Source organism: Pedobacter petrophilus, from assembly GCF_009674725.1.
GTDB classification, from domain to species: domain Bacteria; phylum Bacteroidota; class Bacteroidia; order Sphingobacteriales; family Sphingobacteriaceae; genus Pedobacter; species Pedobacter petrophilus.
Genome location: NZ_WKKH01000010.1, coordinates 116536 through 132025 on the forward strand (window position 1 = coordinate 116536; position 15490 = coordinate 132025).

12 protein-coding genes and 1 tRNA gene are annotated in these 15490 nt (G+C 37.7%); 5 read left to right on the plus strand and 8 right to left on the minus strand.

Annotation, left to right across the window (positions count from 1 at the left end):
• Window positions 1-274 precede the first annotated feature (274 nt).
• A complete protein-coding gene (locus tag GJU39_RS08920; protein ID WP_154280443.1) occupies window positions 275-1858 on the plus strand; it encodes a peptide chain release factor 3 in 1584 nt (527 codons plus the stop codon).
• 130 nt (window positions 1859-1988) lie between these two features.
• Window positions 1989-2954: a thiol-activated cytolysin family protein gene (locus tag GJU39_RS08925; RefSeq protein ID WP_154280444.1), complete on the plus strand. Its 966-nt coding sequence runs from the start codon at window positions 1989-1991 to the stop codon at window positions 2952-2954.
• A 149-nt stretch (window positions 2955-3103) separates the two neighbouring features.
• Here the strand turns inward: GJU39_RS08925 and GJU39_RS08930 are convergent, their stop codons facing one another.
• On the minus strand, window positions 3104-4129 hold the full coding sequence (locus GJU39_RS08930) for a helix-turn-helix transcriptional regulator (protein ID WP_154280445.1): 1026 nt from the start codon (window positions 4127-4129) through the stop codon (window positions 3104-3106).
• Between the two features lie 491 nt (window positions 4130-4620).
• Here GJU39_RS08930 and GJU39_RS08935 point away from each other — a divergent pair.
• From GJU39_RS08935 to GJU39_RS08945, 3 genes are all read left to right on the plus strand, one after another.
• Window positions 4621-4677, plus strand: a tRNA-OTHER gene (locus GJU39_RS08935).
• 363 nt (window positions 4678-5040) lie between these two features.
• A complete protein-coding gene (locus tag GJU39_RS23825) occupies window positions 5041-6138 on the plus strand; it encodes a slipin family protein (RefSeq protein ID WP_154280446.1) in 1098 nt (365 codons plus the stop codon).
• A gap of 62 nt (window positions 6139-6200) precedes the next feature.
• Window positions 6201-7625, plus strand: coding sequence for an RtcB family protein (locus tag GJU39_RS08945; RefSeq protein WP_154280447.1), 1425 nt, complete (start codon window positions 6201-6203; stop codon window positions 7623-7625).
• Between the two features lie 217 nt (window positions 7626-7842).
• Here GJU39_RS08945 and GJU39_RS08950 read toward each other — a convergent pair whose 3' ends face one another.
• From GJU39_RS08950 to GJU39_RS08980, 7 genes are all read right to left on the minus strand, one after another.
• Window positions 7843-8694 (minus strand): hypothetical protein, encoded by an 852-nt coding sequence (locus GJU39_RS08950; protein WP_154280448.1) that lies wholly within the window; start codon window positions 8692-8694, stop codon window positions 7843-7845.
• 67 nt (window positions 8695-8761) lie between these two features.
• On the minus strand, window positions 8762-10015 hold the full coding sequence (locus GJU39_RS08955; protein WP_154280449.1) for a pyridoxal phosphate-dependent aminotransferase: 1254 nt from the start codon (window positions 10013-10015) through the stop codon (window positions 8762-8764).
• A 2-nt stretch (window positions 10016-10017) separates the two neighbouring features.
• The gene (gene argH, locus GJU39_RS08960) at window positions 10018-11349 is read right to left on the minus strand and encodes an argininosuccinate lyase (protein WP_154280450.1); all 1332 of its coding nucleotides are present in this window, start codon (window positions 11347-11349) and stop codon (window positions 10018-10020) included.
• 117 nt (window positions 11350-11466) lie between these two features.
• Window positions 11467-12534 carry a M20 family metallo-hydrolase gene (locus tag GJU39_RS08965; protein ID WP_154280451.1) on the minus strand — a complete coding sequence of 356 codons (1068 nt, stop codon included), beginning with the start codon at window positions 12532-12534 and terminating at the stop codon, window positions 11467-11469.
• Between the two features lie 76 nt (window positions 12535-12610).
• Complete coding sequence (gene proC / locus GJU39_RS08970; protein WP_154280452.1) at window positions 12611-13420, minus strand: pyrroline-5-carboxylate reductase; 810 nt, start codon at window positions 13418-13420, stop codon at window positions 12611-12613.
• 101 nt (window positions 13421-13521) lie between these two features.
• A complete protein-coding gene (gene argB, locus GJU39_RS08975) occupies window positions 13522-14358 on the minus strand; it encodes an acetylglutamate kinase (protein ID WP_154280453.1) in 837 nt (278 codons plus the stop codon).
• Window positions 14351-15430 (minus strand): PDDEXK nuclease domain-containing protein, encoded by a 1080-nt coding sequence (locus tag GJU39_RS08980; protein ID WP_154280454.1) that lies wholly within the window; start codon window positions 15428-15430, stop codon window positions 14351-14353. Before GJU39_RS08980 ends, argB begins: the two co-directional genes overlap by 8 nt.
• Window positions 15431-15490: the final 60 nt, after the last annotated feature.

Below are 15490 nucleotides of genomic sequence, written 5' to 3' on the forward strand. Positions count from 1 at the left end.
TGCAGGTATTCAATTTCATCCTCGACAATATAACCTTAGGTTTCAACCCAAGGTTAATGATCCAATTTTAATTCAAATGTCGTCATGGGTTGAAACCCAGGGCTGGAAATATATTTACACCCAGACTGGCAGCACAATTATAACTTGCCCTTAATTAAACAATTAACCAGTTTTTCTTATCTTTGCAGCCTGATGAAACAAAATTATTCAAATAATATCGCAGTTAAATTCCTTTAACCAGGTTTCATCGCCCTTTTTTACCCAAAATTTTATTATGCTTCACCCTGAAATAGAAAAACGTAAAACCTTTGCCATTATTAGTCACCCCGATGCGGGCAAGACCACTTTGACGGAAAAATTCCTTCTTTTTGGTGGTGCCATCAACACGGCTGGTGCAGTAAAACGTAACAAGGCAAATCAGAGCAATACTTCTGATTTTATGGAGATTGAGAAACAACGTGGGATTTCGGTTGCAACCTCGGTAATGGGTTTTGAATATAGCGGCAAACGCATCAATATTCTTGATACACCAGGTCACAAGGATTTCGCTGAAGATACTTACCGAACTTTATCGGCGGTAGATAGTGTTATTTTAGTGGTAGATTGTGTGAAGGGTGTTGAGGAGCAAACGGAAAAACTAATGTCTGTTTGCAGAATGCGGAACACACCGGTAATTATTTTCATCAATAAAATGGATAGAGAAGGTAAGGACGCTTACGATTTATTAGATGAGATTGAGGAAAAACTAAACATTAGCTTGTGTCCGCTTTCATGGCCTATCGGTCAGGGACATACATTTAAAGGTGTTTACAGCATTTATAACAAGCATTTAAATTTATTCAATTCAGATAAAACTAAAGTAACTGATTCGGTTGTAGCGGCAAACGACCTGAATGATCCATCATTGTTAAATTACCTTAAAGAAAACGAAATCAACAACTTAAAAGACGATGTTGAGCTGGTTGACGGTATTTATGGTAAAATCGATAAAGATTTATATACGGAGGGTTTAGTTGCACCTGTATTTTTTGGAAGTGCAATCAACAACTTCGGAATCAAAGAACTTTTGGACACTTTTATTGATATCGCTCCAAGTCCACGTCAACGTGAGGCCGAGGAACGTGATGTATTGGTGGATGAGAAAAATTTCAGCGGATTTGTATTTAAAATCCACGCAAACTTAGACCCTAAACACCGCGACAGAATTGCCTTCCTGAGGATCTGTTCTGGTAAATTTGAAAGAAACAAATTTTATTACCACACCCGGCAGGATAAGAAATTAAAGTTCTCTAATCCGATGGATTTTATGGCCAATGAGAAAAGCATTGTGGAAGAAGCCTGGCCAGGTGATGTTGTTGGTTTATATGATAGCGGAAACTTCAAAATCGGCGATACGCTAACTGAGGGCGAGAAATTACAGTTTAAAGGAATCCCAAGTTTCTCTCCGTCTATCTTTAAAGAGGTAGAAAATATGGATCCGATGCGCACCAAGCAATTGGAAAAAGGAATTGAGCAGCTCACTGATGAAGGAGTGGCGCAATTATTTGTGATGCAACCTGGAAATAGAAAAGTAATTGGCGCAGTTGGTGAACTTCAGTTCGAAGTGATTAATTTCCGTTTAGAACATGAATACGGTGCTAAATGTCGTTTCAGAACATTAAGTTATACGCGCTCTAGCTGGGTAACATCATCCGACAGGAAAAAACTGGAAGAGTTTGTAAAGCGTAAACAACAGCATATTGGCTTCGATAAAGAGGCAAACCCCGTGTATTTAGCCGATAGCGAATACATGATCAACCTAACAAAACAAGATTACCCAGATATAGAATTCCATAAAACGAGCGAGTTTAAGAGTTAGAAGGAGTCTAAAGTCATAAGTTATTAGTCAAGAGTCAATCGCGATGCAAACCTCTCAGGTTTTAAAACCTGAGGGGTTTGTCGTTTTTCATAAACAGCTATAAGCATTAAAACTGTAGATTTGAGTATCTATGAAAAAAATAAATCTTTATTATCTAGCCTTAAGCCTATTTCTATTTTCAACGGCCTGTAAAAAGACGACACCAGATGTTGTTACAATCCCCCCTTCAGAAAAAGACAAAATAACATCAGTAACTTGGAAATTTAATTCTTTCATAGCAGATGGGCAGAATGTATCACAGATTTATCCTGGAGCAATATTAAGCATCAAGCAAAATGGCAACAACCTTGAAATGATTTCTTTACAAAATCAATATACTGCATTACCTATTACAGCATCAACATCAATTACTGGTTTGGGAAACCCAAGCTTTAAGGATATTCCTTCTTCTGATAAAATATATAATTATATTAAAAGCTTAAGCATCAAAAATCAATCTTTTAGCTATGCTTATACAGAAGATGAATTTAAGGACTATAATTTAATAAAATATTTCTTATCAAATAATAACGATGTAAAATCTATTTTCGAGAATATTGGAATTAAAACCTCTACACGCATTACAAAAAAACATGCTGTTTACTTCTACTCGAACAACGAAAAGTTTTCACTTGATATGAACCTCCCGAAAAAAACAGAATTGTTATCAATAGCTGATGTAGAGGCGATAAATACGGGCAAAAACGTGTATTACATTGATGGTGTGGGCTACGGTAATAACAGTTTAATTTTAGCGGAAGCTGATGCCGATTTTGCAACTTTGAAAAATGCCTTAAAAGCTGTACTTGAGAAAAGAGTTTTAACTGAAGTTCAAGCGCAGGCGATGAGCAATGCCAAGGTAACTTTTTATGCGAGAGCCGGAGGCAAAGAGTCGTTCATTAAAATAGCTAATACTTTAGATGAAGTAAAGTCTATCCTACCAGATTTTGAAGCATTTAATAACGCAGCTACTTCATATCCCATCTCCTATTCACTTCGCTCTGTAAAAGATTTTGTTATGTTTAACCAAAGTATTACACTTAATGTGATTATATAGAATTTATATCCTAAAAATAATATTTTTTCATAATAAGTCCCTTAATACTATTATATGAGACTGTTAGATGAATTAAATCACGATACAAACCTCGCACGTTTTTGAAACCTGCGAAGTTTTTTAATTAGAATAGCAGTTCCATCAGAATCTTAAATAACATTTTCAGGCACATATTTATGATAAACCTGCTCTAAACGTCTTTTGATTTTTGAAATCAGCAATCTTGGCTCAAGCACCTTAACGCATTCCCCAAAACCTAGTATTTCTCGTTCCAGTTCATAATTTAATACCACATCAATTCTAAAAATGGTTGTTTTATCATTTTTACTTACAAGTACTTGCGATGAATGCAAAGGCTTGGTTACAACATAAGGGGCATTCTCGTTATTAAATTCCAGAATAACTTTATGTGCACGATCCCGTTCACTTTTAGTTACCCCGATTAAATCATCGTAATACCATTCGAAATCTACGCCCTGGTAACTGATAAATTCTTCATTCGGCAACTCCTGAAAGGCTTCAATCCTATCCAATGCCAGATTTAAGATTCCGTTGCGTTTTTTGGCCTTGCAAATCAAGAACCACCGGTTCCGATACTCCTTTAACAGGTATGGAAAATAAATACCTTGCTGAGACTGCTGAGCCTTAAATGATTTATACTCTATTAACAGCGACCGCTTATTCAAAACGGCCTGATATAAAGGCGGAATACATTCTAGTCCCTTAACCAACTTATTGCTTTCTAACTGAATATTATTGCCACTTTGCCTGGTTGATTTGTAGAGATTATTTTCTAAACGTGCAATCATATCGCTCATTTCATCGAAATAATTAAAGGCGTTAAATTCCTTTAACACACCTACAATTTCTTTCATTTTATCAACATCAGCCTGATTAATAGGTGCTTTTGTAATGCTGAAATTGGGGTCTTCGTAAGCATAAAACCGCTTATCTTTCACAATGATTGGCGCATTATAACCGAGCTTATCACTACGCATCAACTGAATGTCTGCCTGAATGGTTCTTTTACTTACCCCACTTGTAATTCCTTCCAATTCATAAAGCGTTTCTGCAACCTTTTCAATAATGTCGTCCAGGCTCCATTTACGAAAACGATTTTTTAAGCAATCATCAATGGTTTTATATCTGATCAGGGCTAATTTATTTACAGCCATTTTGTAACGAATTTAAATTTCTATTTTAAGGTTGGCATTTCAGCATGATTAAATATAGCAAAGTCTTGCCTTACTACGCAATACAATCGCGCAGTAAAGGTTCTTTTAGCGAATATTTTAATTTTATTTACCTGTAAGTCAGAATTTTAAAATAAATATTTAAAATAATTTTAATTGCGCAAATCTGTCGCGCAGTGGTGGAGGCATCTTTGTAATGTTGGTTATGGCATTAGATTTAAATGTTCGCTTAACAAATATTAAACCCCTCGGTAGGCGAGTAATACCTGCTGAGGATCAGTTCTTTGATAAAATATAATCATCATATAAAGAAATTCTGATGAAAATCAGGATGGCAACACTAAACAATGAATACCCATGGTTGTGGGTTTCTGTATAGCCCCAAAGTATAAATTTTATATTCTGGTACGAGTTGTAATAGATTGTCTAAACACGTTGTGTGTCGTGGGTTCGAATCCCACTTCCGGGTAACCGGAATAGCTCAGGGGTTAGAGTAACAACCAAATATGCAGGTTCGAATCCTGCTTCCAACTGTCACTTGGAATAGCAAAATGGTAATGCAATGGATTAAGGTTCCATCTTAGAAAGAAGAGATACTTCAAATTTCTCAATGATTAGCAGTGTAAAACCGCATTTGGCTGAGAGATTTTTTATAAAATCTTCAAGCAATTTGTCTTTTGCCTTGTAAGTAAAACGATGAAAGCGTTGATTTAAAAATCAAATCTTGAGAAAACATAAAGTATAAATCTTTGGATTTATCTAATTGAATAACTTGATTTCATCTTTAAAAACACCAGGATTCTATTTACTTCCGCAAGAAACAAATGAATGCGCTTTTGCAATGCTTTGTAAAACAAAAAATTATATAATTATAAATCTTAACATCAAAAAAAATGAAAAGAGTAACCATTAACACCAATGATGTTGGATTGGTGTTCAAAAAAGGGAAATTTAAAAATGTATTAACAGCAGGAACTTACTGGTTGGGTTTCGGCGATGAAATTTCGATTTACGACATGGGAAAGGAATACAATTTCTCGGTTTCAGAATTGGAAATTTTATTAACCAACAGCGACTTTGTAAACATAGTACACATCGTAGATGTAGCTGATCATGAACTGGCTTTGGTTTACCGAAATGGCAATTTCAAAAACGTACTAATTGCAGGTAAACATGCCATTTGGAAAGGTTTATCGACTTATACTTTCGAAAAAGTGAATATCAGCAATATCGAAATTGATGCTAATATTGATAGAAACTTATTAGAAAAAACACCATTAATGAACTATATACGAGCTTCAAAAGTCGAATCTTACGAAAAGGCATTATTATTTATTGATGGAAAATTTGAGAAAGTGTTGAACGCAGGCAACTATTTATATTGGAAAAATGCAACCACTATCAGTGTCCTAAAAACAGATATGAGGCAATTGAACATGGAGGTTACAGGACAAGAAATCTTGACAAAAGATAAAGCACAATTGAGAATCAATTTCAGCATTCAATATAAAGTGGTTGATATAATTAAATCACTATTAGAGAACAAGGAGTTTGAGAAACAATTGTATGTCACGATGCAATTGGCACTTAGAGCATCCATCGGCTTAATGACTTTTGATGAATTGATGGAGAGTAAGGAAAAAATTGCAGCACAAGTAATGGATTTAACCATTGCAAAAGCAGAAAATTTAGGCGTTAAATTAATCAACTGCGGTGTTAAGGACATTATTTTGCCTGGTGATGTGAAAGAGATTATGAATCAGGTTTTAATTGCCGAAAAAAGGGCGCAAGCCAATATCATTACCCGAAGAGAAGAAACGGCTTCGACAAGAAGTTTGTTAAACACTGCCAAATTGATGGAAGACAACGCCATGTTGTATAAGTTGAAAGAGATGGAATACGTAGAGAAAATCGCGGAAAAAATTAATACCATCAGCTTATCAGGCAGTGGTCAAATTGTTGACCAATTGAAACAAATTTTCGTAAAATAAATTAAATTTAGAAATCCCTCGGTTAGGTGAATGTTGCCTACCGGGATTAGTTAAGGAAAACAATGAACACAACAATAACAGGAAAAACCTTAATAGAAATAGGTTATACCGACGGAAAAATATTAGGACTGGCTTTGGATATTATGAAAGCCAACTTCGCCGATACCGAAGAAAAGGAATTATTGGCCTTATTTAAAAAAATAAAAGACTACCCGGAAAGCTTTTTGGATGACGAAATACTGCACACCTTAGCAACCGAGATTATCGAAGCGTCTAATGCCCCAAAAGATGAAACCATTGCATTGTTAAATGATGCTAAACCTTATTCCATTTTTGGCGCTGACTATATTGAAGAAGGTGCGAGGAGCCAAATGGATATCGCCATGAAGTTACCGGTAACGGCAGGCGGTGCGCTGATGCCAGATGCCCATCAGGGATATGGATTGCCTATTGGTGGCGTACTGGCAACAAGAAATGCCATAATCCCCTACGGGGTCGGTGTGGACATTGGCTGCCGGATGGCGCTAAGTATTTTTGACATCCCGGAGAAGCACTATTTCGGTAAGGATGCGATGTACAAACGCGAACTGATTGCTTTTACAAAATTTGGCGCCGGTCAGAATTTTAACGGAAATGAAAAGGCAGACCATGAAGTTTTAGAAAACGAAGCTTTCAACAGTACACACTTTTTAAAAAATTTACATGGCAAAGCCTGGGCGCAGTTGGGTACTTCGGGTGGTGGAAATCACTTTGTAGAATGGGGAATTATAGATTTCGCAGCGCGTGATGAGGTATTAAACATCGACAAGGGACGTTATTTGGCTTTGCTGACGCATTCGGGCTCTCGTGGTTTCGGCGCTACCATTGCCGGCCATTACACCAAACTGGCAAAAGAAATCTGTAAACTGCCCAAAGAAGCTGCAAATCTCGCTTATCTGGATCTAAACTCGGCTGAAGGTCAGGAATACTGGATCGCCATGAATTTAGCAGGCGATTATGCTTCTGCCTGCCATGAGGTAATTCATAAAAGATTAACCAAAGCCATTGGGGCAAAAGTATTAGCAAGGGTAGAAAACCACCATAACTTCGCCTGGAAAGAAATGCTTGATGGCGAGGAAGTAATTGTTCACCGAAAAGGTGCCACGCCAGCTGGTAAAGGTGTAATGGGGATTATTCCGGGAAGCATGACCGCCCCAGGTTTTCTGGTTCGTGGCAAAGGAGAGATGAGTTCGATTAACTCGGCTTCACATGGTGCAGGAAGGCAAATGAGTAGAACAAAAGCCCTCCAATCGATTACTAAATCAGATATGAAAGCGATTTTGAAAGACCACAATGTTACTTTAATTGGTGCAGGTTTGGATGAGGCGCCAATGGCTTATAAAGATATCCATAAAGTGATGGCTGCACAAACAGCTTTAGTTGATGTGATCGCAACGTTCGAACCTAAAATGGTTAGAATGGCTGATGATGGAAGTAGAGAGGATTAAGTTCTTGTTGTTCATTCATTGACCGTTTTGATACCTCTTAAAACGATCGTTATTGCGAGATTCAATTCTTCATTAAATGAAGCAATCTGTTTTGCTCTAACCGCTACAGGTTGCTTCACGCTCCCACTCAACCCAAGGCTTCGGTTCACAATGATGATGAAGTGAGGGATCATCTATTTTTCGTTGATTGCTTCGAACTTAGCTATCTTTAAAGTGATTAAATATTAGCATTTTCAAGTGGATAAAACGTAATCACATTTTTCACTTTTTTGTCTTTAGCCTTACCGGTCAAGTTGGTAAAATTCAATATACTGATATATTTAACTGGGTCGCCTGTTGATTCGAAAACGATGACTTCTGCATAATTTTGTTCCTGAATTAGTGCAGGATTATCTTTTAAAACATCAAAATTTCGCTTGTTAAGTTCACTTAAAATCATCTCCTTATTTTCTATTACTGGTATGCGATTGTGGAATTTGCGCCTATTCATCCATCGGTCATTTATTTCAGAATAGGGCTTGGAAACCTGACCATTCAACACGGCAAATATTATTCCTCCAATAATTACGACAAATTCTCCAGCCCAAATAATCCACAATAAAATTCCGCTAATAGTACCTGTTTTTTCTATTTGGAAAGTTCCGATTTCATTAAGATTAATAATTTCCTGAAAAAGTACATTTGGGTGCGTGAAAAGAAAAAAGAAATCATCCGCTAATACTTTAAAATCTGTTGCATTAAGGTTAAAAGTAAAACCTTTATTGCTATAGATTAACGTATCAAAAAATACCCATTGTATATAAAAGGCAAATAGTCCGCAAAAGATAGCGATAATGATAACTATTCTCTTGTTTCTAAGTTTTCCAATCTTAACACCGAGATCAATAAAAAAACCTAATCCTACACCCAAGAAAAATGCAATTATGGCTATAAACCAAATGTTAGGGATTAATCTACCTAGAATAATATAGAATATGGGTAAAACCAATGAAGCAAAGATGCCAATGGCAGCAGTAGTCAAAATAGCTGATGGCGAAGCATAGCCTTGAGGCGTATATTTATTTTCCATAAAAGCGTTGAGATTTAATTTGAACACTCAACCTATCAAATTGTTTGGATGAGTGCTCAAACTTTAACTATTTCAACTTACTTAAAGCCAGTTTAATCCGTGGTAACATATCTTTAATGTCTTGCAACGTACATGCACCAACTGATGCCCTAAACCAAGGCATGCGTTCTTCGTTTCCGAAAGCTGAAAATGGCACAAGTGCAGCGCCTGCCTCTTTAATCAGGTAAAAATTCACATCAGTACTATCTTTTAGCAATTGACCGTCTTCAGTTGTTTTACCGATGTAATCGATTTTAATTGTTAAATAAATGGCACCCATTGGCTCCACAGCATCTACATTAAAACCTTCGCTTTTTAATTCATTAAAACCGTGATATAAAGCGTTTAAGCTATCTTGAATCTGGCCCTTGAAACCAGTTAAAAAGCGGTCAACCTGTACTTTATCATTGAAGTAATTTGACATCGCTACCTGCTCGGCTTTCGGTGCCCAGGCACCCATGTGGCCCACTAAGGCCTTCATACGGTTTAAGATATCTTCCGGACCAAAGCCCCAGCCTACCCTTACGCCTGTTGCCGCTAAACATTTCGAACTTCCATCTACAAAAACGGTAAACTCACGCATCGCCGGACGTAATGAAACCGGATTTACGTGCTCTTTTCCAAAGGTTAACAATGAATAAATCTGATCGTACATTAAATAAAGTGGTTTTTCATCCGCTCCGCGGGATGCATTTTCTGCTAAAACCACATCGCAAATTTCTGCTAAAGAATCTGCATCGAACATGGTTCCCGTTGGGTTTAACGGAGAACAAAGTGCCAGTAAGGTAGCGCCTTTTAAATGCGGTTTCAACTGTGCAGCTGTTGGCATAAAGTTATGCGCTGCATCGGTTTCTACAGCAATTGCTTTGGCTGAAGTTAAATGGCAATAGTGGTTGTTATTCCACGATGGTGCTGGAAACACAACCGTATCTCCCGGATCTATCAACGCCAAATAAGTTGCATAAATTAAGGGGCGTGAACCGCCCGAAACTAAAATACTATTGGTATTATATTCCAATCCGAATCTATCTTTCAATAATTCGGAAACAGTTTCCCTCAACGCTAAAACACCGTCAGCCGGGGGATAATTGGTTTGATTAGCGTTGTATGCCTCTACAATTCCAGCTTTTAATTCGGTTGGAATTGGATAGATATTCGCATCAAAATCTCCGATGGTCAAATTAGCAATAGATGCACCTTTACGCTTCATCTCATTAACTTCGTTCCCAATTTTTATAATCTCTGAGCCAATTAATGCACTGGCTAATACTGAAACTTTCATATCTATGCTATTAAATCTGCTATTGCTTTATTCACTTTTTCGAAACCAAATTGAGACAAAACAGCCTGCATTGATGCAGCAATCTGCTCATTGCAAAGGTTGCCAATGCTTCCCTCGTGTGTATGATGTATTTGGCCCGATGGTGCAAAAGTACCATTTTCTATCTGTTCCCCAACAATTTTATAAGCTTCCCTAAACGGAACACCTTGCAAAGCTAAATCATTAACTACCTCGACACTAAACAGATAATCATATTTTTTATCCTTCAAAATATCATCTTTAATGGTGATGTTCTGGAACATAAAAGTGGCGATCTCCAAACATTCATTTAACGAAGTAATTGCAGGAAAAAGATTTTCTTTCAGGAGCTGTAAATCTCTGTGATAGCCTGAAGGAAGATTAGTAATCATCATGGCAATTTCATTCGGCAAAGCCTGAATTTTATTGCATCTAGACCTGATTAATTCAAAAACATCCGGATTTTTCTTGTGCGGCATGATGCTGGATCCAGTGGTTAACTCTGGCGGAAAGCTAATAAAACTGAAATTCTGATTGATGAATAAGCAAACATCCATTGCCATCTTTGCCAGTGTTGCTGCTACTGCACTCATGGCCTGCGCTAAAATTCGCTCGGTTTTTCCACGGCCCATTTGCGCATAAACCACATTATAGTTTAAACTTTCAAAACCCAACAATTCAGTTGTTAATGTTCTGTTTAATGGAAAGGAAGAACCATAACCCGCAGCAGAACCCAATGGATTTTTATTGGTAATTTTCCAGGCCGCAAGCATCAATTCCAGATCATCGGCAAGGCTTTCGGCATAAGCACCAAACCATAAACCAAAAGATGAAGGCATCGCAATTTGCAAATGCGTGTAACCGGGCATCAACCTATCTTTATGCGTATTGCTTAATTCAATCAGCTGGTTAAATAATGTTGATGTTTGTTGCACCATATCTTCGATACAGGCACGGAAAAACAGTTTCAAATCAACCAGAACCTGATCATTACGCGATCGCCCGCTATGTATTTTTTTTCCCGCTTCGCCAATCCGTTGGGTTAGTAGCCATTCCACCTGCGAATGCACGTCTTCTACAGAATTATCGATTGTGAAATTTCCTGCTTCGATTTCAGCATAGATATTTTTCAGTTCCAGTTGAACTGCTCTCAATTCATCTTCCGTCAGTAAATTGATCGTTTCCAGCATTTGCGTATGTGCCAGAGAACCTAACACATCAAATTTTGCCATTTGTAAATCCAGTTCACGGTCTTTTCCAACAGTAAAATGCTCTACAAACTGATTTACATCTATATTTTTCTGCCAAATCTTCATTTTAATTTTATTTAATTGCAAAGGGCGCTAAGTTTTTCGCAAAGCACACAAAGCTTTTGTTTTACCATAGAGTTTGCTGAGCTTCCCACAAAAACCCTCCACCTTAAAACCCTACCTTTAACCTTGAATCACAGGTTTTAACATATTTACATAGCCTTCTACACCTTCAGCAACTTCCTTCACATATAAAAATTCATCAGCCATGTGTGAGCGACCGGAAAAGCCCGGACCGCATTTTACTGATGGGATATCTAATAAAGCCTGATCGGAAGTAGTTGGTGAACCATAAGTGGTTTTACCCAATGCCACTCCGGCCTGAACGACAGGATGATTTTTATCTATTGATGAAGGCTTCAAACGGATGGAACGTGGGGTAACATCACAATCTACATTGGCACGGATAATTTCTAAAACTTCTTCATTGGTATAAGCATCCGTAACACGAACATCTACCGTAAAAGTACAGTTAGCGGGTACAACATTATGTTGAGAACCGGCATTGATAATCGTCACCGTCATTTTCAGCGGACCAAAGACTTCTGAAACTTTAGGAAACTGGTAATTTCTAAACCATTCGATGTCTTTTAATGCTTTATAAATGGCATTTTCACCTTCCTCTCTTGCCGCATGGCCAGCCTTACCGTGCGAAACACAATCAATTACTAATAATCCCCTTTCTGCGATGGCTAAATTCATTTCTGTAGGCTCGCCTACAATTCCAAACTCAAGTTCTCCTAAATCTGGCAATACCAGTTCCAGACCATTGTTGCCAGAAATTTCTTCTTCCGCTGTTGCGGCCAGGCAGATGTTATATTTTAAATTTTCATGCTCGTAGTAATATAAAAATGCACCTATTAATGAAACTAAGCAACCACCGGCATCGTTACTGCCCAAGCCGAAAAGCTTATCATCTTCAATCGCCGCATCGTATGGATCGCGGGTATAGCCAGAGTTTGGTTTAACCGTATCGTGATGTGAGTTTAATAACAACGTAGGTTTACTGCCATCAAAATGCTTGTTATATGCCCAAACGTTGTTCATTTTACGTTGAGTTTTTACCCCTCGCTCCTCCAAAAACTGAGCGATTAAGTTCGCCGTTCGATCTTCTTCTTTACTAAAAGACTGAATGCGAATTAACTGTCGCAATAAATCCAGACTTTCTTTTTGTATATTTTTTAATAACATAGTATCGAGTATTTAGTATCAAGACAGATTCAGCCCTAAAATTGCCACTTTTATACTTGCTTTAAGCTTTTGTCTTTTAGCTCTCTTTAGTGTACAGGTTCCCGGCTTTTAAAGCGGAAAGTTTAATGCCTTTTATTAAGGAGGAACTAAAACCATTATGTTCCATTTCGTTTAAACCCGCAATGGTACAGCCTTTCGGCGAAGTTACCTTATCTATTTCTGATTCCGGGTGTGTGCCATGTAATAAAAGTAAATCTGCAGCACCCTTTGCGGTTTGAACTGCCATTTTCAAAGCCTCATCTGCATGGAAACCAATTTCAACCCCACCTTGCGACGCTGCTCGGATGGCTCTTAAAAAGAAGGCAATACCGCAAGCACATAATGCCGTTGCAGATGTCATTAAATCTTCGTTTATTTTTACTACAGAGCCAACGGTTTCAAACATTTTAGTCACGTCTGCAATGTTTTCTGCAGAGGCATTGTCGCTGGCGATACAAGTCATTGATTGTCCGATGGCAATTGCCGTATTTGGCATCACCCGAATTACTTCTACACTTTCCCCTAATTTCTCTCGAACGGCAGCGCAACTTACGCCAGAAATAACAGAAATTACCAGGTGTTTGGCTGGATCTATGAAGGAATGAATCTCATCTAAAACGGTATTTAACTGTTGTGGCAAAACGGCTAAAATAACCACATCTGCACTGACAACCGCTTCTTTATTTTGGTTACTTACTACAAACCCAGCATCAGCAAAAGATTTCAGATGATCGATATTTCTACGGGTTAGCGTGATGTTGGCTGCCTGAGCGAAATCAGCTTTTACCAATCCTTTTGCTAAAGATAATCCAATATTTCCGCTACCGATAATGGCTATTTTTTTCATGTGGTTCGTTTATTATTTTCTGTTGGTTGTGTATATTAAACCTCGTAGGTTTTAAAAACCTACGAGGTTTGTATTGATCATTTTAACCTTCATCCTCTACCTTATTTCAGCATTTTAGTGCCGAAAGTTCCATCAGCCAGTTCATTCAGTTCATCGGCTTTGCCGATATAAACAGCAGACACACCTTTGTTAATCGCTTCAAATGCATTATGCAATTTCGGAATCATTCCCCCTTGAACCGTTCCATCGGCTTTTAAGCCTTCAAACTCATCGGCTCTGATCTCTCTTACTAAAGATGCATCATCATTAACGTCTTTCAATACTCCTTTTTTCTCGAAGCAATAGATTAGACGGGTTTGGTAAAGAGATGACATGGCCACGGCCACCGAAGAGGCAATGGTATCGGCATTTGTATTTAACAGCTGCGTATCTCCATCGTGCGTAATGGCACATAATACCGGTACGAAGCCGGCCTTAAGCAAGCTATCCAACGTTTTGGAAGAGACTGAATTTTCGTCTAGATCGCCAACAAAACCATAATCTATTACCGCACCGGCTTGCGGACCCGCATCTTCTCCGTACGTTTTCTCTGCTACAGGACGCTTTTTTGCTTTAATTACATTTCCATCTGCACCACTTAAGCCTATTGCGTTACTGCCTTTAGCCTGAAGTTGGGCAACCATATTTTTATTAATTAACCCGGCGTAAACCATGGTTACAATGCGGAGGGTTTCAATATCAGTGATTCTACGACCCTCTATCATTTTGGCCTCGACGCCTAAGCTCTCACCAAGTTCAGTTGCGATTTTCCCACCGCCATGAACCAAAATCTTATCGCCCGGAAGTGCGGTAAAATCTAACAGAAAGTGATGTAATTTCTCAGAATTATCAATTACGTTTCCACCTATTTTTATGATAGTGAGTAAATTATTATTCATTTTTAAAAAATTGTTCGGTTAATTCATTCAATTTATTGGCAAGCAGTTTTTTGTCGATCAATTTGGTCTCATAATCGGCAATTAATGCCGGAGATACATTTCTGGCTAAAGCATATTCGACCACTTCTACATCTTTTCCTTTACACAATAGAATCCCGATGCTTGGATTTTCATGATTTCGTTTAACATCGCGGTCAAGTGCTTCAAGATAGAAATTCAATTTACCTAAAAATTCAGGCTGAAATTCTTCGATTTTTAGCTCAAATAATACCATGCATTGCAAATCGCGGTGGTAAAATAATAAATCTGTATAATAGTCTTTGTTTCCAACCTGCAAACGGTATTCACTTCCCATATAGGTAAAGCCTTTTCCCATCTCCAGAATAAAATTTTGAAGGTTTTTAATTAAGGCCTGCTGCAAATCGTTTTCCGAATGGAGTTCAGGCAGAGACAAAAACTCAAAAATATAAGGGTCTTTAAAAATGCCCTTGGGCAGTTGGGTTGTTATTTGTGAGCCTAATTTATTACTGAGCATGGTGCGCTCGAAGGTAGCCGTATTTAACTGGCGTTCGAGTTCTCGTGTAGATAACTTTTCTTTTATGCTTTGATAGATATAAAAAATCTTTTCTTCTCCAGATTTTGTTTTGGACAGGATTAACAAATGATTTGTCCAGCTGATTTGTGTCAGCAGTGCTGACACAAATATAACCTGTTGATTATCTGAATTTTCCAATTGTGTCAGCAGTGCTGACGCAATTGGATTTTTATGATCAACATCAATTAATTCTAATAATTCCGGCTGGCTGTAAACTTCATAAAATTGTTTCATTCTATAAAGTCCGCGGCGATTAAAACCCTTTAAAAGTGGTTGTTTTTCGGCGATGTATGAAGCTAAATCATTTACTGTAGCTTCACCCCAATTTCCCTGGACCACTTTCTCAGAAACAATTTTACCTACATTAAAATAAAGCATAATCAGCTCGGCATTCGCTTTTACATATACACGGTTTCGTGCTTCCGTAATTAGCGAAAGGATGTTATCAAAATCCAGATTTGCTACTGATTTACCCATATTATTTAATGGTTCATTCTATCCCACGATGTAATGCAATTTTAAATTATTAATTAACCA